25 protein-coding genes are annotated in these 21,664 nt (G+C 63.2%); 6 read left to right on the top strand and 19 right to left on the bottom strand.

Annotation, left to right across the window (positions count from 1 at the left end; translation table 11 throughout):
- Positions 1-114: 114 nt before the first annotated feature.
- Positions 115-1,026: a transporter substrate-binding domain-containing protein gene (locus LOY45_RS07875; RefSeq protein WP_115088040.1), complete on the bottom strand. Its 912-nt coding sequence runs from the start codon at positions 1,024-1,026 to the stop codon at positions 115-117.
- Between the two features lie 35 nt (positions 1,027-1,061).
- A complete protein-coding gene (locus LOY45_RS07870) occupies positions 1,062-2,303 on the bottom strand; it encodes a D-amino acid dehydrogenase (protein ID WP_258578930.1) in 1,242 nt (413 codons plus the stop codon).
- Positions 2,304-2,409: 106 nt separating this feature from the next.
- Between LOY45_RS07870 and LOY45_RS07865 the strand changes: the two genes are divergently transcribed.
- Positions 2,410-3,318, top strand: a complete 909-nt coding sequence (locus LOY45_RS07865) for a LysR family transcriptional regulator (protein ID WP_115088501.1) — start codon at positions 2,410-2,412, stop codon at positions 3,316-3,318.
- 83 nt (positions 3,319-3,401) lie between these two features.
- Here LOY45_RS07865 and LOY45_RS07860 read toward each other — a convergent pair whose 3' ends face one another.
- A complete protein-coding gene (locus tag LOY45_RS07860; RefSeq protein ID WP_115088042.1) occupies positions 3,402-3,668 on the bottom strand; it encodes an immunity protein in 267 nt (88 codons plus the stop codon).
- Positions 3,665-5,647, bottom strand: coding sequence for an S-type pyocin domain-containing protein (locus tag LOY45_RS07855; RefSeq protein ID WP_115088043.1), 1,983 nt, complete (start codon positions 5,645-5,647; stop codon positions 3,665-3,667). Before LOY45_RS07855 ends, LOY45_RS07860 begins: the two co-directional genes overlap by 4 nt.
- 265 nt (positions 5,648-5,912) lie before the next feature.
- Between LOY45_RS07855 and LOY45_RS07850 the strand changes: the two genes are divergently transcribed.
- Together LOY45_RS07850 and LOY45_RS07845 are read left to right on the top strand one after the other, a co-directional pair.
- Complete coding sequence (locus LOY45_RS07850) at positions 5,913-6,677, top strand: hypothetical protein (RefSeq protein WP_258578929.1); 765 nt, start codon at positions 5,913-5,915, stop codon at positions 6,675-6,677.
- The gene (locus tag LOY45_RS07845; RefSeq protein WP_115088045.1) at positions 6,674-7,360 is read left to right on the top strand and encodes a hypothetical protein; all 687 of its coding nucleotides are present in this window, start codon (positions 6,674-6,676) and stop codon (positions 7,358-7,360) included. Before LOY45_RS07850 ends, LOY45_RS07845 begins: the two co-directional genes overlap by 4 nt.
- Before the next feature lie 3 nt (positions 7,361-7,363).
- On the opposite strand, the gene LOY45_RS07840 is transcribed toward LOY45_RS07845, so the two are convergent.
- The 3 genes from LOY45_RS07840 to LOY45_RS07830 all read right to left on the bottom strand — a co-directional run bounded on the left by LOY45_RS07840 (position 7,364) and on the right by LOY45_RS07830 (position 9,625).
- Positions 7,364-8,026: a histidine phosphatase family protein gene (locus LOY45_RS07840; RefSeq protein WP_115088046.1), complete on the bottom strand. Its 663-nt coding sequence runs from the start codon at positions 8,024-8,026 to the stop codon at positions 7,364-7,366.
- A 207-nt stretch (positions 8,027-8,233) separates the two neighbouring features.
- Positions 8,234-8,572: an FKBP-type peptidyl-prolyl cis-trans isomerase gene (locus tag LOY45_RS07835; RefSeq protein ID WP_115088047.1), complete on the bottom strand. Its 339-nt coding sequence runs from the start codon at positions 8,570-8,572 to the stop codon at positions 8,234-8,236.
- Positions 8,573-8,692: 120 nt separating this feature from the next.
- Complete coding sequence (locus LOY45_RS07830) at positions 8,693-9,625, bottom strand: DMT family transporter (RefSeq protein WP_115088048.1); 933 nt, start codon at positions 9,623-9,625, stop codon at positions 8,693-8,695.
- Positions 9,626-9,779: 154 nt separating this feature from the next.
- Between LOY45_RS07830 and LOY45_RS07825 the strand changes: the two genes are divergently transcribed.
- Positions 9,780-10,673 (top strand): LysR substrate-binding domain-containing protein, encoded by an 894-nt coding sequence (locus LOY45_RS07825; RefSeq protein ID WP_115088049.1) that lies wholly within the window; start codon positions 9,780-9,782, stop codon positions 10,671-10,673.
- Here LOY45_RS07825 and LOY45_RS07820 read toward each other — a convergent pair.
- Genes LOY45_RS07820 through ccmA form a run of 12 tightly spaced genes read right to left on the bottom strand, consistent with a single transcriptional unit; the run spans position 10,666 to position 19,456 of the window.
- Positions 10,666-11,073, bottom strand: a complete 408-nt coding sequence (locus LOY45_RS07820) for a GFA family protein (RefSeq protein WP_115088050.1) — start codon at positions 11,071-11,073, stop codon at positions 10,666-10,668. The two genes, LOY45_RS07825 and LOY45_RS07820, sit on opposite strands and share 8 nt — an antisense overlap.
- Before the next feature lie 47 nt (positions 11,074-11,120).
- Positions 11,121-12,059 (bottom strand): 2-hydroxyacid dehydrogenase, encoded by a 939-nt coding sequence (locus LOY45_RS07815; RefSeq protein ID WP_258578928.1) that lies wholly within the window; start codon positions 12,057-12,059, stop codon positions 11,121-11,123.
- A gap of 47 nt (positions 12,060-12,106) precedes the next feature.
- Positions 12,107-12,520, bottom strand: a complete 414-nt coding sequence (locus LOY45_RS07810; protein ID WP_010225056.1) for a hypothetical protein — start codon at positions 12,518-12,520, stop codon at positions 12,107-12,109.
- A gap of 10 nt (positions 12,521-12,530) precedes the next feature.
- The gene (ccmI, locus tag LOY45_RS07805; protein WP_115088052.1) at positions 12,531-13,733 is read right to left on the bottom strand and encodes a c-type cytochrome biogenesis protein CcmI; all 1,203 of its coding nucleotides are present in this window, start codon (positions 13,731-13,733) and stop codon (positions 12,531-12,533) included.
- The gene (locus tag LOY45_RS07800) at positions 13,726-14,202 is read right to left on the bottom strand and encodes a cytochrome c-type biogenesis protein (RefSeq protein ID WP_115088053.1); all 477 of its coding nucleotides are present in this window, start codon (positions 14,200-14,202) and stop codon (positions 13,726-13,728) included. The genes ccmI and LOY45_RS07800 overlap by 8 nt, the downstream gene beginning before the upstream one ends.
- Positions 14,199-14,732 carry a DsbE family thiol:disulfide interchange protein gene (locus LOY45_RS07795; RefSeq protein WP_258578927.1) on the bottom strand — a complete coding sequence of 178 codons (534 nt, stop codon included), beginning with the start codon at positions 14,730-14,732 and terminating at the stop codon, positions 14,199-14,201. The genes LOY45_RS07800 and LOY45_RS07795 overlap by 4 nt, the downstream gene beginning before the upstream one ends.
- Positions 14,729-16,702 (bottom strand): heme lyase CcmF/NrfE family subunit, encoded by a 1,974-nt coding sequence (locus LOY45_RS07790; RefSeq protein ID WP_177414889.1) that lies wholly within the window; start codon positions 16,700-16,702, stop codon positions 14,729-14,731. Before LOY45_RS07790 ends, LOY45_RS07795 begins: the two co-directional genes overlap by 4 nt.
- Before the next feature lie 11 nt (positions 16,703-16,713).
- Positions 16,714-17,169 (bottom strand): cytochrome c maturation protein CcmE, encoded by a 456-nt coding sequence (gene ccmE / locus LOY45_RS07785; RefSeq protein ID WP_115088056.1) that lies wholly within the window; start codon positions 17,167-17,169, stop codon positions 16,714-16,716.
- Positions 17,166-17,342 carry a heme exporter protein CcmD gene (ccmD, locus tag LOY45_RS07780; protein ID WP_115088057.1) on the bottom strand — a complete coding sequence of 59 codons (177 nt, stop codon included), beginning with the start codon at positions 17,340-17,342 and terminating at the stop codon, positions 17,166-17,168. The genes ccmE and ccmD overlap by 4 nt, the downstream gene beginning before the upstream one ends.
- Positions 17,339-18,115, bottom strand: a complete 777-nt coding sequence (locus tag LOY45_RS07775) for a heme ABC transporter permease (RefSeq protein ID WP_038996353.1) — start codon at positions 18,113-18,115, stop codon at positions 17,339-17,341. Before LOY45_RS07775 ends, ccmD begins: the two co-directional genes overlap by 4 nt.
- Positions 18,116-18,158: 43 nt before the next feature.
- Positions 18,159-18,827: a heme exporter protein CcmB gene (ccmB, locus tag LOY45_RS07770; protein ID WP_026001415.1), complete on the bottom strand. Its 669-nt coding sequence runs from the start codon at positions 18,825-18,827 to the stop codon at positions 18,159-18,161.
- Complete coding sequence (gene ccmA, locus LOY45_RS07765) at positions 18,824-19,456, bottom strand: cytochrome c biogenesis heme-transporting ATPase CcmA (RefSeq protein WP_115088058.1); 633 nt, start codon at positions 19,454-19,456, stop codon at positions 18,824-18,826. The genes ccmB and ccmA overlap by 4 nt, the downstream gene beginning before the upstream one ends.
- A gap of 163 nt (positions 19,457-19,619) precedes the next feature.
- Between ccmA and fliK the strand changes: the two genes are divergently transcribed.
- Together fliK and LOY45_RS07755 are read left to right on the top strand one after the other, a co-directional pair.
- Complete coding sequence (fliK, locus tag LOY45_RS07760) at positions 19,620-21,188, top strand: flagellar hook-length control protein FliK (RefSeq protein WP_258578926.1); 1,569 nt, start codon at positions 19,620-19,622, stop codon at positions 21,186-21,188.
- Positions 21,185-21,517, top strand: coding sequence for an EscU/YscU/HrcU family type III secretion system export apparatus switch protein (locus LOY45_RS07755; protein WP_233673977.1), 333 nt, complete (start codon positions 21,185-21,187; stop codon positions 21,515-21,517). Before fliK ends, LOY45_RS07755 begins: the two co-directional genes overlap by 4 nt.
- Positions 21,518-21,664: the final 147 nt, after the last annotated feature.

Here is a 21,664-nt window from a genome sequence, read left to right as displayed (position 1 = left end):
AGCGCGCAGCGGTCGCAAGTCAGGCCGCAGATGGGGTGCTGACCGCACTGGCCTCATCGCCGGCAAGGCCGGCTCCCACAGTGGCGCTGTGTGTCCCCTGCAAGAGCTGCGGCGTTACTGCACCGGCTCACTCGAGGGCCTGGCAATCAGGCCCTTCAGTTCACTGGTCATCGGAAACTCCAGGTTCAGGCCATTGGGCGGGATCGGCTGCTGGAACCAGCGGTTGTAGATTGCCTCGATGCGCCCGCTGCGATAGACATCCGCCAGCGCCTCGTTGACCAGCGCCAGCAAGCCGTCATCACCCTTGCGCACCATGCAGCTGTAGATCTCCTTCGATTGCGCCTTGCCCACCACGACCCAGTCGTGCGGGTTGCGCGCCTTGGCCCGCTCGCCGTACAGCAGTGCATCGTCCATGTAGAACGCCGCAGCGCGCCCGGACTGCAGCATCATGAACGCCTCGCCGTGGTCCTTGGCACTGATCACCGAAGCCCCCAACTGGTGCTCCAGGTTGTAGTTCTTCAGGTACTTCTCATTGGTGGTGCCCGCCGTGCTCACCACATTCTTGCCCTTGAGGTCATCCAGGCCCTGGATGCCGCTGTCCTTTTTGGTCAGCAGCTGGCCTTTGACGAAAATAAAGCCATAGGAGAAATCCACCTGCTTCTGCCGCTCGGCAGTAACCCCGGTGGTACCGCACTCCAGATCGACCGTACCGTTCTGCACCAGCGGGATACGCGTCTGTGAGGTCACCAGGTTGTAGCGCACCTTAAGCGGTGGCACTGCCAGCTTAGCCTGCAGGTGCTTGACGATTTCAGCCGCCAGGTCGACCGAGTAGCCCATGGGCTTGCCGCTGTGATCGCCCACATAAGAAAAAGGAATGGACGAGTCGCGATAGCCGAGGGTGATGCTGCCGGACTCGGCGATCTTCTTCAGGCTGCCGGTGAGCGGCGGCGTTTCAGCCAGAATCGGCTGTGCAAAACACAATGACAGGGCAAGTAGAGCAGGACGGTGCAAACGGGTAATCGACATCGGGACACTCCTTGCGTTTGTTGTTCTTGTTCAGGTCAGGCCGCCCGTGGGGTCAGGCCGTGCAGGTCGACCGACGGCGCGCGGCCGCCTATCAGTTCGGCCAACAGTCGGCCACTGGCGCAGGCCAGAGTGAAGCCCAGAGCACCGTGGCCAAGGTTGAGCCAGAGGTTGCGATACGCCGTAGCACCGAGCAACGGCACGCCCCTGGGGGTTGCCGGGCGCATGCCGGCCCATTCGCGGGCATGCTGATAATCGGCGGCACCGGGCAAGGTCGCCTCAGCCAACTGACGCATGCTGGCCAGCCGCGGCGGATCCAGCGATTCATCAAAGCCGACGATATCGACCATGGCGGCAATGCGTAGCTGGTTTTCGAGGCGGGCATAGACGATCTTGCGGTCGTAGTCGGTAATGCTCACCTCAGGCGCCCGGTGCCCGGCCTGGATCGACGCAGTCAGGCTGTAGCCCTTGAGGGGATAGATTGGCAGGTGCAGCCCGGGCAGGCCGAGGCTGGCACTGCGGTGCCCGGCACACAGCACCAGACGCTCCACCGGCAAGACCTGCTCACCCAGTTCCAGCGCCTGCACCACCCCGCCACTGTGGTGGATGCGCGTCACCGCCTGGCCGAGCATCAAGCGGCATTGCCCCGAAGCCTGAAGGCGCTCGACCAGGGCCAGGCAGAAGCGGTGACAATCAGCGACCTCCTCGTCGGCGGTGAACACCCCGCCAATGAACGGCGCATGGGTCAATGCCGGCTCCAATGCGCTGATCTCCTGCGCATCCAATACCTGCTGACCATGCGGGTCGAGCAGATGCAGGCGGGCATGCTCGAAGCTTGCGCGGTTGCGAAAGGTCACCAGCTTGCCGTTGCGCCGCCAGGCAAAGCCGTCCAGGCCATCTTCCTCGCGCCATTGCGCCAAGGTGCTCTGGCTGTGCAGCGCCAGGCGCAGCAGGTGTGCGGCATTGGCGCGATTGACCGAACTGCGGCAGGCGGCCATGAACGCGCCCATCCAGCGCCACTGCGCCAGGTCCAGGCGGGGGCGCAGTTTCAGCGGCGATTCGCTGCGCAGCAGCCAGCCCAGCGCTTGCAGCGGCACCCCGGCATCGGCCAGCGGCGCGACATAGCGATAGGACAGCTGCCCGCCATTGGCAAAGCTGGTGCCGCCCGCAAGGTTGTCCCGCGCCTCGATCAGGTCGACGGCAAAGCCTTCGCGCACCAGGGCATACGCCGTTGCCAGACCAATAACGCCGCCGCCGATGACCGTTACCCGCTGTGCCATGTGCTTTTCATCCGCCAATCTGAAGGCCTTCAGACTAGGCCCGGTGACAGCCTGGCGATAATGAATAAAAATGGGTAAAGCATAAACAAAGGTTATGGGCGATCCCATGCGCTTGCGTCATATCGAAGTGTTCCAGGCCATCCGCCAGACCGGCTCCATCAGCGGCGCCGCGCAACTGCTGCACGTGACTCAGCCAGCGGTGTCGAAGATACTCCAGCATGCCGAAGCACAGCTGGGCTTCCCGCTGTTCCTGCGGGTGCGCGGCAAGTTGCAGATCACCCCCGAGGCCCTGGCGCTGGAGCGCGAAGTCGACAAGGTCAGCGACAGCGTAGAGGGGGTTCGGCGCCTGGCTGCCAGCCTGCGCCGGCAACCGGGCATGACCCTGCGCATGGGGGCAACGCCGGCGTTGGCGCTGTCGCTGTTCCCCCCGGTGATCAGCCAGTGGGCCGAGCGCCATCCACAATCCGAGTGCGAACTGTCGAGCTTGCACAGCCGCGAGCTGGTGCAGCAGTTGTTGATGCGCGAGATCGATGTCGCCCTGACCTTGCGCCATCCCGAACACCCCGGCCTGAATGTGCAGCCTCTGGCCCATGGAATGCTGGTGGTACTGGCGCCCAGAGGCTATTGGAGCGAAGACCGCCAGGGCGTGCCGCTGGCAGTCGAGTCCCTGGCCGATGCGCCGTTGATCGGCCTGAGCAGCAGTGACCCGCTGGCCGCCCAGGTCGGCCACTACCTGAAGAACCTGGAGCCGGCGCCGCGGATCAGCATCCGCGTGCAGACCTATTCCCTGGCCCGGGCCATGGTCGAGTCCGGTGCAGGGTTGGCGTTGATCGATCCTTTTACCGCCCAGGATTCGGCGCGAACGCTGGTTCGGCCGTTGAATCCTGCCCTGCCTATTACCCTTTACGCCCTGACCCGCGCCAACGAGAGCCACCCGCACACACTGGATGAGTTGCTGGAGCATTTTGCCGAGCGTGCGCGGGAGCAGATTGCGCGGGTCACCAGAGGCGTTTGAGCCGGCATGAAAAAGGCCCCGCCTGAGCGGGGCCTTGCACCAGCAAAGAAGCACCCCGAGAGTGCTTCTGATGGCGCATCAGATCATGAAGCCGGACCGTATTTTTTCGACGTCACGAAGCCAGGCGCTACCCACTTTGGACCTTTGATAGGGTGGCCATTGTTATCCGTGGCGAATACGCCATCGGCAAACAGCTTCTCGAATGTACGTTGCAGCTCGCCACTCTTGATGACCTCGAACTTGTAATCCACGTACATCCGGTCAATGCGCGGATACGAAGATCCCGGAATCAATGCCGTCAGTACATCCGCTACCGACTCATTCAAGATAATGTCTTTGATAGTGCTCATTTCAAATTCCTCATTGCTTCCCTGTATTCCTGCCGGTCACCCGCCTCTTTGGCTTCCTGGGTATACAGCGGATTAGTCCGTTCATTGATGCTGTAATCTTCAAGCGTTGCCGTATGGGCATCGTTCCATACCGAACGATCTTCGTGACCGTCCTTGACGCCTAGCGCTCGATAACGCTCCAGTTCCCTGACTTCATGCGTGTAAAAGCGTTTGTCCGTATCAGTGACCGGAATCTCGCCGCGCAGGATCTTTTCCAAGCGATCAATCATGACATTGTTGGCATCAGAGGGTGCGAAACGCCCGGTGTGAAGCTTGACCTGCGCGAGCCCCGCCTGAGTGACCGATGCGCTCTTCCAATCCAGCTCCCGGACGGGGCCGCCCGCCTTGGCAGGGTTGTACTTTCGTCCGCTATGCACGCCGACAGTGGTGGCACCATCATAAGGCGAGCTGAACACACCATACAGTGGCGCCAATCCCGAGTCGGCCGGAAAGACGTAAATGCCGTCATGGATATCCAACGGGTTAAGCGCTGGAAAGACCTCACCCTCAACCTGGACCGGCGTCAGGGTAACCCCGTTGTAAACTGGAACGTCTACAGGTTTTGCCGGGGTACCCGTGGAGCTGTTGCCGGGCGATGCGATCGGAAAGCTCAGGGTGATTGGCGGCGTATCGGCGCTGGTGAACGTGTAGGCACTGCGCGCAGGATTGAGCGTCAGCATCCTGACCTTGACCTTCGGCGACAGGCCACCTGCCGAACCGGTCTTGACCACCGAGTACTGCGTACGGCTGCCAACCACCCGATACGGCAGGTCGACCGTACCGCCAGCAGCGGCGATCGCCGCCAGGTTCTGCGGCAGATTCGGCGCCAGGCTGCTGGCCGGAACGGTCAGCGAGGTCGATGGAAATCGGTCACTGTTGCCTAGCGAGGGTGAGTAAACCAGCAAACCGATACCCACGCCGGTGGCGCGATCGAGCACAACACCGGCTGCAGCTTGCAACAGTTTTATAGCACCCTGGATGGCGGCATCGAGGGTGAACTTCGAACCCGTGGCGAGGCCAATGGAACCTGCCACGGCACTGAGTTGGGCCTTGTTTCCGGCAACCGGCACCCGGAAGGTGTTGGCCGCGCGAATCGCCTCCTCGGCCGCCAGACGTGCCTGTTCCTCGGCTTTACGCTTGGCTTCGGCCAGACGCGCTTGCTCTTCGGCCTGACGCTTGGCTTCAGCCAGGCGCGCTTGCTCTTCGGCCTGACGCTTGGCTTCAGCCAGGCGCGCTTGCTCTTCAGCCTGGCGCTTGATTTCGGCCAGACGACGCGCCTCCTGTTCGGCCGCAACCCGCCGCGCCTCGGCTTCAGCAGCCTGAACCTGAGCCAGCCGCGCCGCCAGCGCAGCCGACTTGCGGTTGAGAATGGCGATGGCTTCGGCAAGGATCCTGGCCTGATAGGCGGCACTGTAAGAGTCGCCGAAGCTGTCTTGCTGAGCTTTGCCCAGCGCCGGGTACTGGCCCAGGTTCCAGCCCATTTCCCGAGCTACGATCTGCAACTTTTGGGCATCCGTAAGCGTCAGCGGATCGCTGCCGGAATAAACCAGCGCCAAGGCCTGATAGGCACCGAGCAGGGCATTTTTTGTTTGAATCAGGCCATCTACCGTGCGCTTGGCGTTTTCGGTTTCGACCGAGGTCTGGTAAGTGGCCTCGTTGCGCACACCGGCTGCCTGCAACTCGCTTTCGGTATCAGTCGAAACTGTTGCCAACTTGGCCGAAAAGAAGGCTTTGAGTTTGCTCTCGATCGCACGCAGCGAGGAATACACCCGACCCCGTAAGTGCTGTTTGGTCAGCGACTGCAGCGCATCCGGCTGCTGAAGAATGGCGAGGTTGTAGCTCAAGTCCGCGTTGGGATCGTAGCCACCGCCCCCACCCGGACCGTAAATCTGTTCCCTACCGGTGATGATGATAGGGGGTAATACAAGGCTTCCTGGCATGTTTCTATCCTTTTACTGCTTGGACGTTTTCAATCAAGACATGGTTTTTGAACCCCGGTCGTTGGTTGGTCACCCTTCGTGGGCGACAAAACTACTGTATATTTGAACAGTATTATTTTACCAGCTCATTTTGCACATGATTCAACGGAAAGACGTTAAAGAGAAATACTCTCAAACGGAGCTGACTGTTGACGCATATCCAGTCGCCGCCGCCCCTCAGGTTTGCTAGCCTTGCGCTGTTTTTTCGCATGGACGCCCAGCTCAAATGATCCCCCTCCCAAGGCTGCTGCTCTCGCTCAGCCTGGCAACCCTGTTGCCCTGCGCCACTGTTGAAGCGGCCCTTCCCGTCAGTGTCTACCAAGGCACCCAGGGCGATACCGCCGTGGAAGTCGCCCTGACCTACGACGCCCAGCACCAGACCGTCGAGGGGTACTGGCTGGAGGCGCAGCGCCAGTGGCTGATCCCGCTTGAACGCACGCCCTACGACCATCGCTTGCCGCTGCTGATCAATCTCCTGGATAACCCGGACCTGCCATCCGCCGCGCTGCTGATTCAGCCTTTCGCCTTTAGCCACGACCGCGAACTGCGCGGAACCCGGGTGAACCTGCGCAACCGCGAGCGACAAGCGCTGGAGCTCAAGCGCGTTACGCGTTTCAGTGACCGCCGGGACGCCTCCTGGCAGGGCGAACTGCTGCAACTTCCGCTGGACGGGCGCAGGCTGTTTCGCGTGCACGCGCACAAGGCCGCAGGCGAGTATGTCGGCACCGTCGACCGCATCACTATCCTCGATCGCACCAGCGGCCAGCCGGTGCAGGTCATCGACAACCTGGCGCTGTTCTTCCAGGGCAGCGCCAGCCTGAGCTTTGCCGACTTCAACGGTGATGGGGTGATCGATTTCAAAGCCACCCCGGTCGGGCAGCTGGCCAGCGGCGGTGCTGCCGGACAAGACCCGCAGTACTACGTCTACCAACCGGCGAGCAATCGCTACGAGCTCAAGACCGAGCAGCAAGCCAGGGAGCCCAACCGATGAACACCTTGGGCAAATGCCTGCTGGCCGCCGGGTTGCTTGGCCTGAGCCTCGGCACTCAGGCCTACCAGTCTGTTTATCAGGGCTCCCTGGGCAAGCAGGCGATCACCTTGGTGATCGAGAAAACCAATGACTACAAGCATGGGTTCTACTTCTATGATCGCTACCGCACGCCGATCCGCCTCAAGCGCTCGGTCAACAATGGCCGCCAGTTATCCATGGATGAACTGGACAGCAGCGGTCTGCCCACGGCTCGCCTGAGGTTCTACAACCCCGACGACAACGGCGCCTCGAAGCCCATGCTCGGCACTTGGACGGCCTACGCCAATGCCAGGCAGCTACCCCTGGAGTTGCGCCTGGTGGCTGACTTCGGTCATCAGCAGGTCTGGCCGGCGGGCACCCCGTCGTTACCCCAGGCGGCATCTACCGAGCGCTTCTATTTCCAGATTCCGCTGGCCGACGACCACGACCGGGTGAAGACCATCGAGGTCATGGACAAGGCCAGCGGCAAACGCGTGCAAACCCTCGACGTAGGCCTGCCCGGTTGCTACAGCCAGGGTATCGACAGCGTCAAGGTACGTCTCGAAGGCGGCAGTACCCAGGTGCTGCTGGAAACCAACAGCTATTGCCTGGGCAAGGTGTTTGAATGGCGCGAGGCCAAGGGGCAGTTCGAAGCATTGAACTGAGCATCAGCTCGGGCAGGTGTGCTCGCCGTTGTTCAGGCCCTGCTTGTAATTGCGGCTGAGCAGGCTGGCCTTGCCATCGTGCCAGGTGAGGGTCAGCACATACATCGAGTCGAAATCCTCGCCATCCCAATCGTCGGTGATCACCCGTTTTTCACCCAGGGCCTTGCCGGCCACGGTGTTGATCAGTTCCGGCAGGTAGCCGTGGGACCAGGCGGTATAGACGGTGGCGTTGCGGTATTTATCCTGCAGCAGCTCGTCGGCCAGCTCGCCGGTGTCGTTGGCGCCGAAGTCGATGTTCACCGGCAGGCCAAGCTTGATGGCGCTCGGGCTGATGGTCATCAACGGGCGGATGTAGCTGTAGGCGTCGTCCTTGCTGCCCTCTTCGACGTGCCGGGAGGGGTTGGCGGCAAACACATAATCGGCCTTGCCGAATTTCTCTGGCAGCAGCGTGGCCAGGTCCAGCGCCCGGTTGAGTCCCTGGCAATTGAGTTGCCCAAGGCCTTCGCCGGGCTTTTCGGCGTGGCGCAGGAACACCAGGGTCTGTACACCGTCCATCGGTTCGGCGCGGCTTTCCACCGCCTCGACGGCCAGCAGGCCGACTCCGGCAAGCAGGGCAAGGGACAACGCAGCGTGACGGTGACGCTTGAACAGGGACGGCAACTTCATAGGGCTCTTCACAGCAAAAAGGGTTGAGGCTGACCCGCCTGTGCCCCCGCGGCCGAAGCCGCGGGGGAATCCCTGTCTGATGTTCCATCCGTGGAATCGGGCATGCTTCAGAGTACAAGAATGCCTTTTGGTTCGATCCCTGAGCGCTCGGCCCTGAGCCAGAGCCACTGTAGCGTGGTGATGTTGCTGAATTAAGACGGACGGCGCTCAATCGTCGCGGGTAAGGACTTCGAGCAGTTCGATCTCGAAGGTCAGGTCGGCATTGGGCGGGATCTTGCCCATGCTGCGTTCGCCGTAAGCCAGATGCGCCGGCACCAGCAGCTTGCGCTTGCCGCCGACCTGCATGCCCATCAGGCCCTGGTCCCAGCCCTTGATCACCCGGCCGGTGCCGATCACGCACTGGAACGGTTTGCCGCGGCTGTGGGAAGAATCGAATTCGCTGCCGTCGGCGAGCCAGCCGGTGTAATGGGTAGTGATCAGCGCGCCCTTGACCACGGCCTTGCCATCGCCTGGCTGGATATCGATGATTTGCAGTTCGCTGCTCATGCTTGACCTCGTTGAAGCGGGATATGCCTTTAGTGGGCAGCGTTTTCGCAGGGTTGGCAGGGTTTTGCAAGGCCCATGACCATCATGGTATCGCAGGGCAAGCCCGCCCCCACACATGCCTCAGGCTGTCGCTGGCGCCCTGCCCGGCTCATGCTGGCGCATCGACCAGCACACACCGCCGATCACCAGGACAATCGCCAGACCTTCCAGCAGGCTCGGGCCGCTCTGGCGCCAGATGAAGGCATAGAGCAAGGCAAACAGGGTCTCGAAGACAATCAACTGGCCGCTCAGGGTCAACGGCATGCGCTTGGACGCGGCATTCCACAACAACGCCGCCAGCCACGAGCCGAACACCGCGCAACCCAGGCTGTACAGCCAGAACAGCGTCCAGCGCTCAGGCGCCGCCTCGACCTGCAACTGGGTTGGCTGCCACAAGGCAAGCACCAGCACCAGTACCAGGCTCAACACCCCGGTCATCACCCCGCTGAGCACCGACCACTGGTGGCTGTCGAAATGCCCACACTGCTTGAGGTAGCGGCTGTTGTGCACCGCGTACCAGGTCCAGCAGGCCAGCGCGCCGAGGGCATAGAGCACACCGGCAAGCTTGTCGGCCAGTGCACCGGGTTCGACCGCAAAAGTCTGCAGGTTGATGCACAGCATGCCGGCGAGAATCAGGCCCAGCGGCAGGAGTAATTGCCGCAGCGTCACCCCGCCACTGTCGTGACGACCGTACAGGGTGATGGTCAACGGCAGCACGCCGACGATCAACGACGCCGGCGCCACGCCCAGGCGCTGGATTGCCGCCACCAGGCAGATGAAATACAGCAGATTGCCGATCAGGGCCAGGCGCCCGATCATCCACAGGTCGCTCAGGGTCAAGCGGCCCAGGGCCGTGCGCATGGGAATCGCCAGTACCAGGGTCACCAGGCCGAACAGGACAAAGCGCGCACAACTGAGCAGCACCGGGCTGAACTCCGGCAACAGCTGCGGCACCATCAGCACCAGCCCCCACATCGCACCGGCTACACCGGCGTAAGCCACACCCCGTTTCACTTGCCTGCTCCTGTTCAAAGAAGTGCGCAGGCTAACGCCAGGGCGCCGTTCCGACAAAAGATGATTTGGCATGCAGACATTCCCACAGGGAATACCTTTCATGCCGAAAGCATCGACCTTATGATTGAGGCATTCCCCAGACTGGACCCTAAGCATGAGCCGCTTCAGCCGTCACTTGCCGCCGCTGGACACCCTGATTGCCTTCGAAGCGGTGGTCCGCACCGGCAGCTTCACCCGCGCCGCCAGCGAGCTGTACCTGACCCAGAGCGCAGTGAGCAAACAGATCAAGGTGCTGGAAGAGCACCTCGGCGCGATCCTGTTCGAGCGCCGCGCCCGGGGTATCGCCCTGACGACAGCCGGTGAAGGCTTCAACGCCATTGTCGAACCCATGCTGGAAAGCCTGTTGAACAATGTGCTGCGCCTGAAAAGCGGCCACGGCAGCCGTAATGTCAGCGTCATCTGCACCCATGCGGTGGCCCAGTACTGGTTGTTCCCGCGCCTGCTGCGCTTCAACGAGCAGCACCCGGAGCTGACGGTGAACATTCACGCCAGCAACGAAATCAGCGAGAGCGATATCGGCAACTACGACTTCGGCATCCTCTATGGCCATGGCCACTGGAGTTCACTCAAGGCCAGCAAGTTGTTCGATGAGGCCATCTACCCCATTGCCAGCGTCAAACGTGCCCTGCCCGCGGTGCATTCACTGAGCGAGCTGCAGGCATTGCCGTTGATCCAACTGGACGCCTCGGCCTGGAACTGCCTGGACTGGCAGGACTGGTTCGGCCACCAGGGCTTGCGCTACCAGGCGCCGGCCAATGCGGTGACCTTCAACCAGGTCAACCTGGTGTTCGATGCGGTGATGCAGGGGATGGGCGTGGGGCTGGGCTGGGAGTTCATGGCCCGCGAGCGGATCGACAACGGCTTGATCCGCCAGGTGTCGGCGTTTGTCGTGCACACCGGCCAGGCCGACTACCTGGTGCACGACAAACAGGCCCTGCGCTCGCCGGCGGCGCAAGTGTTCGAGGCATGGTTACTGGCGCTTAGCTGAACAGCGCCTCGACTTCAGCTGCAGTCATTGTCGGTGTGCCTCTGGCCAGACAGTAATACTCCGGTTTCTTGTCTATATACACCTGCAGATCGAAGATCCAGTCGGTATCGCCCTCCAGCACGCCGACCGACACCGCATCGAAATTGCCGGATTTCAGCCGGTACAACAGGTGCGTGCCACAGGTGCCACAGAAACCGCGCTGGGCCCAGTCGGATGAGTCATGGAACACCGGCTGGCCGCGGGTGAACTGCACCGGCTCAGCGCAATGCACCGACAGGAACGGCCCGCCGCCCCACTGCCGGCACATGCTGCAATGGCAGGCGTTGACGCTGGCTTTCTCCAGGCTGACGCTGAGTTTGACGGCACCGCACAGGCAGCTGCCGTGTTTTTCCAGGGACATGGTCAAGGCTCCTTGCTGGGAGAGGTAGCCGGCAAGTCTAGCAGCTGTCAGCCGGTGACCGGGGTCAGCACCGGCTCGCCGGCAAAGAATGCCTGCAGGTTCTTCAGCACCAGTTGCACCGTGTCGCGCGCGGCCTCCGGCGACTGACCGGCGACATGCGGCGTCAGCACCACATTGGGCAAGGCCTTCAGGGTGACGGGCACTGCCGGTTCTTCATCGAACACATCCAGCGCCGCACCGGCTATCACCCCGTTTGCCAAGGCCTCGACCAGATCAGTGGTGCTAACCACGCTGGCCCGGGCGATGTTGACCAGAAAACCCTCTGCGCCCAGGGCTTCAAGCACCGGCCTGTCGATCAGCTGGCGGGTATTGGCACCACCCGGGGTAGCGACGATCAGAAAGTCCGATTCACGGGCTAATGCCAAGGGGCTGTCGCAGTAGTGATAGACCACATCGGTACGCGGGTTGCGGTTGTGATAGCTCACCTGCATATCGAAGCCCTGCGCCGCACGTTTGGCAATCGCCAGGCCGACCGCGCCAAGGCCGAGAATACCCAGGCGCTTGCCGCTGACCGACGGGCTGATCACCCGGTTCCACTCGCCACGGCGGGTCGAGGCATCGGCACGGGGAATATCGCGCACAACCGCCAACAGCAAGGCCATGGCATGGTCAGCCACCGCCTTGGCATTGGCGCCAGCGCCGTTGGTCACGGTGATACCCTGCGCAGCGGCGGCCGCCAGATCGACCTGCTCGTAACCGGCGCCGATCACGCAGATGATTTTCAAGGCGGGCAAGGCAGCAATTTCATCGGCGCACAGGCCCAGCGGACCGCGGGTCAGTACCGCATCGATCTCGCTGCCATGACGGGCAATGGCCTCGGCACGCAAAGCCGGGGTCTGCGCGCGGATCAGGCGAAAACCGTTGCTCTCCAACAGGGGCAGGTAGGCGTCGACCGTTTCTACCAGCACCAGTACCGTCTGTGTCATGCCAAGCTCCCGGGCTATTCGCGAGGGGGCATTATGCGGACTTCAGGCTACTGGGCGAAAGCCCGACCCAGACCGCCCGGCACGCCACTGCTGTCGGTTTCCTGCCAGGGACCGTTGAGGTTGGTCGACCAGCTCCAGCCGTTGTTCCAGCGGTAGTAGGTGCGCTGGCGGTAGAAGGTGTTGGGCTTGCCGTCGAGCACGTACACACCCAGGCGCGGGTCCCAGTGGCTGGCACCACCGGGCGGTGGTGCAAAGCTCGGTGAGGTGCGCTGTACCGGCTTGGGCACCGGGGTGACGGCCGGTTTGCTCGGCACCGCGCCCGGCTTGGGCGCAGGCTTGGTGCTCGGGCCAGGCGGCAGGGTCTCGATCGGCGGCGCGGTGGGTTCGGAGGGCTGATGAACGGTACATGCACTCAAGCCCACAACCAGGGAGAGAAGGGTCAGGCGTGCGATGCTGTTCATAGTCGGTCTCTTACTGGTCCGGGCTGTCGATGGTCAGGTGTTGCGCGGCGGTAGTGCTGCTGGCCAGCGGAGCACCCTTGCCAACCCATTCGCCCTGGGTCGGCTGGCCAGCGCGAGAGATGCGCGCAACCAGTTGGACTTCAGGGAAGCTCGACAGTTTCATGTTCGGCATCATCGCATCGCTGTCGCTCAACTCCACTTCGATCGGCAGCTGCGCCACGGTAACCCGCTTGGCCGCCAGTGGCATCGGCGGGCCGGAACTTGCACGGGCGAAGATGAACACGGTGTCGTCAGGCTTGACCTTGTCCTTGAGCGCCGCTGCCAGTTCCACCCGTACCTTCAGGCGTGCCGTGCCCTGCTCGGCAACTGCCGGTGCGGCCTTGCCCTCGCCAGCCTTGAGCTTTTCGCTGGCGCGTTCGATACCGCCCTGCAACGCTGCCCGCGAGGCGTCGCCTTCAGGCAGTTGTACCAGCAGGCGGTTCCAGTAGTCGATGGCTTGCTGGTAGTGCTCGGACTCAAACGCAGCGATGCCGAGCAGGCCGAGGCTGGTGACTTCGTTCGCGTCGGCCTTGAGCGCTTCGTCGGTCAGGGCCTGGGTCTGGGCGTTCCACTGCTTGTTGTTGGCAAAGTACAACGCCTGGGCCCACTGTCCGAGCAGCTCCGGCTCACGCCCGGCAACCGCCACGGCGCGCTCGAAGACTTTGGCGGCATCGGCAGGACGCTCCTGGGCCATGTAGGCACGACCGAGGAAGTACAGGCCTTCGGCCGAGTCCGGCTGGGCCTGCACCGCCAGCTCCAGGCGGCGGGTCATTTCTTCCATGGACTGCGGCGCCTTGGCAAATTGCTGGGTCAGCTCGACCTGCTCGCTGGCACCGAAATGCAGGTACAGGCCCAGGCCCATCAACGGCACCAGCACCGCCGCCAGCAGCGGCAAGGGTTTGCCCAGGCGACCCAGGCGCTGCGGTTCGACGCCCTCGGTATCGGCCAGCAGCTCGCGCGCGGCCTCATCGCGGCCTTTGCCGAACTGCTCGGCATCGAGCACCCCGGCGGCCTGCTGGGCAGCCAGCTCGGCAACGCGTTCCTGGTACAGGGCAACGTTGAGGGCGGTGCGGTCTTCTTCCTGTTGCGCACGACGGCTGCGCAACACCGGGATCAGCAAAAAGCTCAGGGCCACCAGCAACAGCAGGCCTGCAGCAAGCCAGAAATCAGTCATGGGTCTGTTCTTTGTCCAGCAATTTGGCGAGGCGCTCACGCTCCTCGGGGGAAAGGTCGGCGCTGCCTGCAGCTGCCTGGCCACGGCGCTTGCGCACAATCAGCGCAAGCACGGTAAAGCCGCCCAGCAGCAACACGCCCGGGCCGAACCACAGCAGCCAGGTACGAGCACTCAGGGCGGGCTTGTAGCGGACGAAGTCACCGTAGCGATCAACCATGAAATCGACGATCTGCTGGTTGCTCTTGCCTTCGCCGAGCATGCGGAAGATCTCCCGACGCAGGTCGGCGGCGATCGGCGCATTGGAGTCGGCGATGTCCTGGTTCTGGCACTTGGGGCAGCGCAGTTCCTTGGTCAACTCGTGATAACGCTCGCGTTCCGCCTCATCGGCAAACTGGTAGGTGTCGATTGCCGCCTGGGTCACCCCGGCCAGGCTCAGGCCGAGTACGGCGGCTGCCAGCCAGCGCTTCATGGCTTGGCCTCATCGACCAGGCTCTGGTACTGCGTCGCCAGTTGCTCGCGCCAGACGGTGGCGTCGACCACGCCTACGTGCTTGTAGCGGATGATGCCCTTGGCGTCGATCAGGAAGGTTTCCGGCGCGCCGTACACCCCCAGGTCCAGGCCCAGGCTGCCCTGCTCGTCACGGATATCCAGCTGGTACGGGTTGTGGAACTCGGCCAGCCATTTCAGTGCGGCGGCGTTGTCGTCCTTGTAGTTGACCCCGTGGATCACCACGCCCTGCTCGGCCAGCTTGTTCAGGTACGGATGCTCGATCTTGCACGACGGGCACCAGGTGGCCCAGACGTTGACCAGCGCCGGCTTGCCGAGCAGGTCGGCCTCGGTCAGCGGTTTGCCGTCTACCGACGCCAGGGCAAAGGCCGGGAACGGCTTGCCGATCATCGCCGAGGGCAGTTCGCTCGGGTCGAGGAACAGGCCGCGATAGAGAAACACCGCCACCAGCAGAAACACCGCCAGCGGCAGCACCATGATCCAACGCTTCATGCAGTTGCTCCAGACATGCCCAGTGCCTCACGCACGCGGGTTTTCACCTTGACGCGATAACGACCATCCAGTGCTGCCAGCAAGCCGCCCAGGCCGGTCAGCAAACCACCCAGCCAGATCCAGCGCACGAACGGCTTGACGTGCACCCGCACCGCCCAGGCGCCGTTATCCAGTGGCTCACCGAGGGCAACATAGAGGTCACGGGTGAAACCGGCATCGATACCGGCTTCTGTCATCATCGACTGCTGCACGGTGTACAGGCGTTTTTCCGGGTGCAGGACGCTGATCTCGCGGCCATTCTCGACCACTCGCACGGTGCCCTTGTCGGAAGTGAAGTTCGGCCCTTCGAAGTGCTTGGCGCCTTCGAAGATGAACTGGTAGCCGGCCAGTTCCACCGACTCGCCCGGTGCCAGGCGCAGGTCGCGTTCGGCGCTGTTGTTGCTCGACAGCACCACGCCCAGGGCGCACACCGCCAGGCCCAGGTGCGCCACCTGCATGCCCCAGTAGCTGCGGCTCAGGCCGCGCAGGCCCTTGAACAGGCCTTTGTGGCGGGTCTTGTCGAGGATGTCGCGGGCACCGGCGAGGATGACCCACGCGGCCAGGGCGAAGGTGGTCAGCACCTGCCAGTCGAAATCGTCGACCAGAAAGCCGCCGATCGGCGCCAGCACGGCGCTGGCGATCAGCACCGGGGTGAGCATGCCCAGCAGCCATTGGCTCGGGGTGTCTTTCCAGCGCACGATCACGCCCACCGCCATCACCACCATCAGCACTGCCATCAACGGAATGAACAGTGCATCGAAGTACGGCGGGCCGACCGACAGCTTGGCACCGGTCAGGGCGTCGAGGATCAACGGGTACAGGGTGCCCAGGAGGATCATCGAAGCCGCCACCACCAGCACCAGGTTGTTGGCCAGCAGCAGGGTTTCCCGCGACCACAGGGCAAAGCCGACCTGGCTCTTGACCACCGGTGCACGCAGGGCAAACAGGGTCAGCGAACCACCGACCACGAACAACAGGAAAATCAGGATGAAGATGCCGCGCTCGGGGTCGGAGGCGAAGGCATGCACCGAGGTCAGTACCCCGGAACGGACCAGGAAGGTCCCCAGCAGGCTCAGGGAGAACGCGGCGATCGCCAGCAATACCGTCCAGCTTTTGAACACGCCGCGCTTCTCGGTGACCGCCAGCGAGTGAATCAGCGCGGTGCCCACCAGCCAGGGCATGAACGAGGCGTTTTCGACCGGGTCCCAGAACCACCAACCACCCCAGCCCAACTCGTAGTAAGCCCACCAGGAACCGAGGGTGATACCGATACCCAGGAAGGCCCAGGCGACGATGGTCCACGGCCGCGACCAGCGGGCCCAGGCGGCGTCCAGGCGGCCGCCGAGCAAGGCGGCAATGGCGAAGGCAAAGGCTACCGAAAAGCCCACGTAGCCCATGTACAGCATCGGCGGATGGACGATCAGGCCGATGTCCTGGAGCAGCGGGTTGAGGTCGGCGCCGTCGCTTGGCACCTGCGGCAGCAGGCGTTTGAACGGGTTGGAGGTGATGATCAGGAACGACAGGAAGCCGACGCTGATCATGCCCATCACCGCCAGCACCCGCGCCAGCATCACCTGCGGCAATTGCCGGGAGAAGATCGACACGGCAAAGGTCCAGCCGCCGAGGATCATCGCCCAGAGCAGCAGCGAGCCTTCGTGGGCGCCCCACACGGCGCTGAACTTGAAGTACCAGGGCAAGGCACTGTTGGAGTTGTTGGCGACATAGGCGACCGAGAAGTTGTCGGTCATGAAGGCGTGGGTCAGGCAGGCGAAGGCGAACGCCAAAAAGGCGAACTGGCCCCAGGCTGCCGGGCGCGCCAGGCTCATCCACAGGCTGTCGCCGCGCCAGGCGCCGAGCAGCGGGATGGTGGCCTGGACGCAAGCGAAACAGATCGCCAGGATCATCGCCAGCTGGCCCAGTTCAGGAATGATCAGTGCCGCATTCATGGCTTGGCTCCAGCATCGGTGGCGGCCTGGCCGCTTTCCTTGAGGGCTTTGGTGACTTCCGGCGGCATGTATTTCTCGTCGTGCTTGGCCAGCACTTCATCGGCCACCACCACGCCTTCGGCATTGAGCTTGCCCAGGGCGACGATACCCTGCCCTTCGCGGAACAGGTCCGGGAGGATGCCGCGGTAGGTGATAGGCACCGACTTGCTGAAGTCGGTGACCACAAAGCGCACGTCCAGCGAGTCACCGGAGCGTTGCAGCGAGCCTTTCTCGACCATGCCGCCAGCGCGGATGCGGGTGTCCAGCGGCGCTTCGCCATTGGCGATCTGGGTCGGGGTATAGAACAGGTTGATGTTCTGCTGCAGGGCGCTCAGGGCCAGGCCCACGGCAATGCCAATCCCGGCCAGCAGGCCGAGGATGATGAACAGACGCTTTTTACGCTGCGGATTCACGGTTTGTTCTCCCGGCGCAGACGGCGCGCCTGTTCTTGCAGGTAACGGCGCTTGGCGCGCACGGGCGCGGCGACGTTGAAGGCCAGCACCAGCAGGCAGATGCCGTAGGCCGACCAGACGTACAGGCCGTGATGGCCCATGGCGAGAAAATCACTGAAGGAGGTAAAGCTCATCGTGCCATCTCCCGACCCAGGCTGTTCAATACCTCCTCCTTGACCCAGCTGGCGCGCGCCTCGCGCTTGAGCACTTCAAGGCGCATGCGCAGCAACAGCACGGCGCCGAAGAAGCAGTAGAAGCCCAGTACCGTCAGCAGCAGCGGCAGCCACATCTCGGCAGGCATCGCCGGTTTTTCGGTGAGGGTGAAGGTGGCGCCCTGGTGCAGGGTGTTCCACCACTCCACCGAATACTTGATGATCGGGATGTTGATCACCCCAACGATGGCCAGCACCGCGCAGGCCTTGGCCGCGCTCTCACGATTGCTGATTGCATGGCTCAGGGCAATGAGACCGAAGTACAGAAAAAGCAGGATCAGCATCGACGTCAGTCGTGCATCCCAGACCCACCAGCTGCCCCAGGTCGGCTTGCCCCAGATGGCGCCGGTGACCAGCGCTACGGCGGTCATCCAGGCACCGATGGGCGCCGCGCACTGCAGGGCGACGTCGGCGATTTTCATCTTCCACACCAGGCCCACCACTCCGGCGACCGCCAGCATCACATAGCAGGACTGGGCGAGCATCGCCGCCGGCACGTGGATGTAGATGATCCTGAAGCTGTTACCTTGCTGGTAGTCCTGGGGCGCGAAGGCCAGGCCCCAGACCACGCCGATGCCGATCAGCAGGATGGCGGCAATCGCCAGCCACGGCAGCATCCGCCCGCTGATGGAATAGAACCATTTGGGTGAACCCAGTTTGTGAAACCACGTCCAGCTGATTGCGCTGCTTTTCATCACGGTACATCCAGGGTCTTTGCTGGGCAGGGCCCAGACCTCATTATTCGCCGACGCTGATCTTCAGGCCAGCCGCTATTGCAAAGGGTGCCAGAGTTACTGCCAGGGCGGTCAGGCTGCCAAGCCAGAGCAGATAACCGGTCGCCGGCATAGCTTGCAATGCCGCCTGCAAGGCGCCACTGCCCAGGATCAATACCGGGATATATAACGGCAAAATAAGTAGCGCCAGCAGCAGGCCGCCACGTTTCAAGCCGACTGTCAGGGCTGCACCCACAGCGCCCAACAGGCTCAGTACCGGGGTACCGAGCAAAAGCGATGCCAGCAGTACCGGCAGGCACGCCGCAGGCAAACCTAGCATCAGTGCCAGCAAGGGTGCCAACAATACCAGTGCCAGGCCGGAAAAGGCCCAGTGTGCCAGTACTTTTGCCAGCACCAGAAGAGGCAGGGGGTGCGACGAAAGGACCCACTGCTCCAGCGACCCATCCTCGAAATCACTGCGGAAAAGCCCGTCCAGCGAGAGCAGAACCGATAAAAGCGCGGCGACCCAGACCAGTCCCGGAGACAAGGTTTGCAACAATTGAGTCTCCGGACCGACCGCCAACGGGAACAGGGCGACGACGATGGCGAAGAACACCAACGGATTGGCAAGCTCGGCCGGACGTCGGCACAGCAGACGCGCTTCACGACGCAACAACAGTACAAACACACTCATGCGGCCCACTGCCCCAGGTTCAGTTCACGGTAACCGGACGGCTTGCGTTCCAGCGTGTGGTGGGTGGTCAGCACAACCATGCCGCCCTGCTCGCAATGGGCGGCCAGGTGCGCTTCGAGCTGGGCCACGCCCTGCTTGTCGAGGGCAGTGAAGGGTTCGTCGAGAATCCACAGCGGCGGGCTGTCCAGGTACAGTCGGGCCAGGGCCACGCGGCGTTGCTGGCCGGCCGACAGGGTATGGCAGGGGACGTCTTCGAAACCGCGCAGGCCGACCGCTTCCAGGGCCGTGCGGATTGCCGCCGGCGCGGCCGGGCGATGCAGGGCGCAGAGCCAGGCGAGGTTCTCTTCGGGGCTGAGGACATCCTTGATGCCGGCCGCGTGACCGATCCACAAGAGGATGCGCGCCAGTTCGTTGCGTTGTTCAGCCAAAGGCTTGCCGCTGAGGAGAATCTGCCCGGCGGTCGGGCTCATGAGGCCGGCCATCAAGCGCAGCAGGCTGGTTTTGCCGCTGCCGTTGGGGCCGCTGATCTGCAGCATGTCGCCTGCGCCCAGGTGCAATTCGAGGTTTTCGAAGAGCATTCGCCAGTCGCGCTCGCAGGCCAGGCCCACGGCTTGGAGATGAGGGGTCACGGTTTCGCCTTATGCTTGGGATGCCTGTCTCAAGTCGGTCCCGGCCTTGCCGTTATACTGGCAACGACGATGTGGCCCGGCCGCGCTGATCGCCAAAGATCGGGCGGCATTATACATGTGATGTCCTACTGCAAAGAGGGCTATTTCAACAGGTTGCGAGCGGATGACAGGCGAAATCAACAACCTTGCTGCACAGATTCCGGCCAACCCGCAGCTGCGCTCGGCGATGACCGGTGAGCTGCTGCGCCTGCTGCAACCGCAACAGGCCTTGCTGGCCCCGGGCGAAACCGCCAAGGCCGAGGTATTGGCCCTGCGCCAGGTCGGCCAGGACTTCCAGATGCTGCTCAAGCTGACCCAGGACAACGGCAAGCAGACCAACATCCAGGCCAGCAGCACCCTGCCCCTGGCCCAGGGCAGCCAACTGGCGGTGAGCCAGAGCAGCAGCGCCAACCTGACCATCACCGTGCAGCAGGCCATCGCCAGCAGCGTGGCCACCCTGACCCGCATCGACACCCGCGAACTGCCTGTTGGCACCCTGCTGCAAGGCAAGGTCGTAACCAGCCAGGCGCTCCCTCAGAACCCCGGTCAACTGGCCCAGTTCCGCTCGCTGGTGACCTTGCTCGGCGGCCCTCAGGCCGGCGCCACCCTGGCCATCGACAGCCCGCGCCCGCTGCCGGTGGGCAGCCTGCTCAGCGCTCGGGTGCAAAGTGATCAATCGCTGAGCTTCGTACCGCTCAGCGGGCGCCAGGAGCAACTGGCGATTACCCAGCAGCTAAGCACCCAGCAGAGCCGCCAGGCGTCCCTGCAAGGCTTGCTCGCGACCCTGCAACAATTGCGCAACGACAATAGCCAAACGGGCGAAGTGCGCGCCACGGTAGACAAGCTGCTGGCCAGCCTGCCGGACATCCGCCAGCTCAGCGACCCCAAGGGCCTGGCACAGGCCTTGAGCAACAGCGGCGTGTTTCTTGAGGCCAAGCTGCTGGCCGGGCTGCCCGCTGCGCTTGCACCCGACCTTAAAGCCCAAGTGGTGCGCCTGGTGGCGCAACTGCTGCCGGGGCTACCCGGCAACGCCACGTTCAACCCGGCTGCCGCCGCCAGCACCCTGGCCCAGGTCATGCCCGGCATGGTCCGCAATGCCCTGGGCATGCTCGGCCAGGTCAGCCCGCGGCCACATCCCGGTGGCTTTCCCCTGCCCTCGCGCCTGCTGCAGAGCCAGGACGGCGAAGGTGACCTTGAGCATTTGCTGCGCCTGGCCGCTGCGGCCATATCGCGCCTGCAAAGCCATCAGCTGGCAAGCCTGGAACAGACCGGCACCACCGCCGATGGCAACCTGCAGACCACCTGGCAACTGGAGATCCCGCTGCGCACCGGCCAGGACTTCATGCCGCTACAGATGAAACTGCAACGCGAAGAAACCCCGGAGCAGCAAAGCGACCCGGAGCGCGAACGCCGCGACCCGCTGGAAATGCTCTGGCGCATCGAGCTGTCCTTCGACCTGCATCCGCTGGGGCCGCTGCAGGTACAGGCGCAGATCAGCCAGGGCAGCCTGTCCAGCCAGCTCTGGGCCGAACTGCCGAGCACCGCACAATTGATCGAAAGCCAGCTCGGCCACCTGCGCGAACGCCTGCTGGCGCGGGGCCTGAACGTCACCGAACTGCACTGCCATCACGGCACACCGCCCCAGGGGCCGCGCACGCACCTGGAACAAAGATGGGTGGATGAACAGGCATGATTGATAAGACTCCACGCCAGGCCATTGCCCTGACCTACGACGGCCAGCAGGCCCCGACCCTTAGCGCCAAGGGCGACGACGAGCTGGCCGAGGCAATCCTGGCGATTGCCCGCGAGCACGAAGTGCCGATCTATGAAAATGCCGAACTGGTGCGCCTGCTGGCGCGCATGGAACTGGGCGATCAGATTCCCGAGGCCCTGTACCTGACCATCGCCGAAATCATCGCCTTTGCCTGGCAGCTCAAGGGCAAGGTGCCGGTGGGGTTTGTCGATGAAGGGCCGCAGGAGCGCGATATCACCCCCACCGACCTGAGATTGCCGGGTACCTGAAAGCATCGCGGGGCAAGCCCGCTTGTATGGGAAGACTTGAAGGGATTGTGCAAAACCTGTGGGAGCTGGCTTGCCAGCGATGAGGCCGGTATAGCCAGCACACCAGGCAGTGACTGGATCACGACCGCTGCGCGGTCGATCGCCGGC

This window comes from Pseudomonas wadenswilerensis (assembly GCF_024749185.1).
GTDB classification, from domain to species: Bacteria; Pseudomonadota; Gammaproteobacteria; order Pseudomonadales; family Pseudomonadaceae; genus Aquipseudomonas; species Aquipseudomonas wadenswilerensis.
This window is presented reverse-complemented; position numbering and strand designations above follow the sequence as displayed.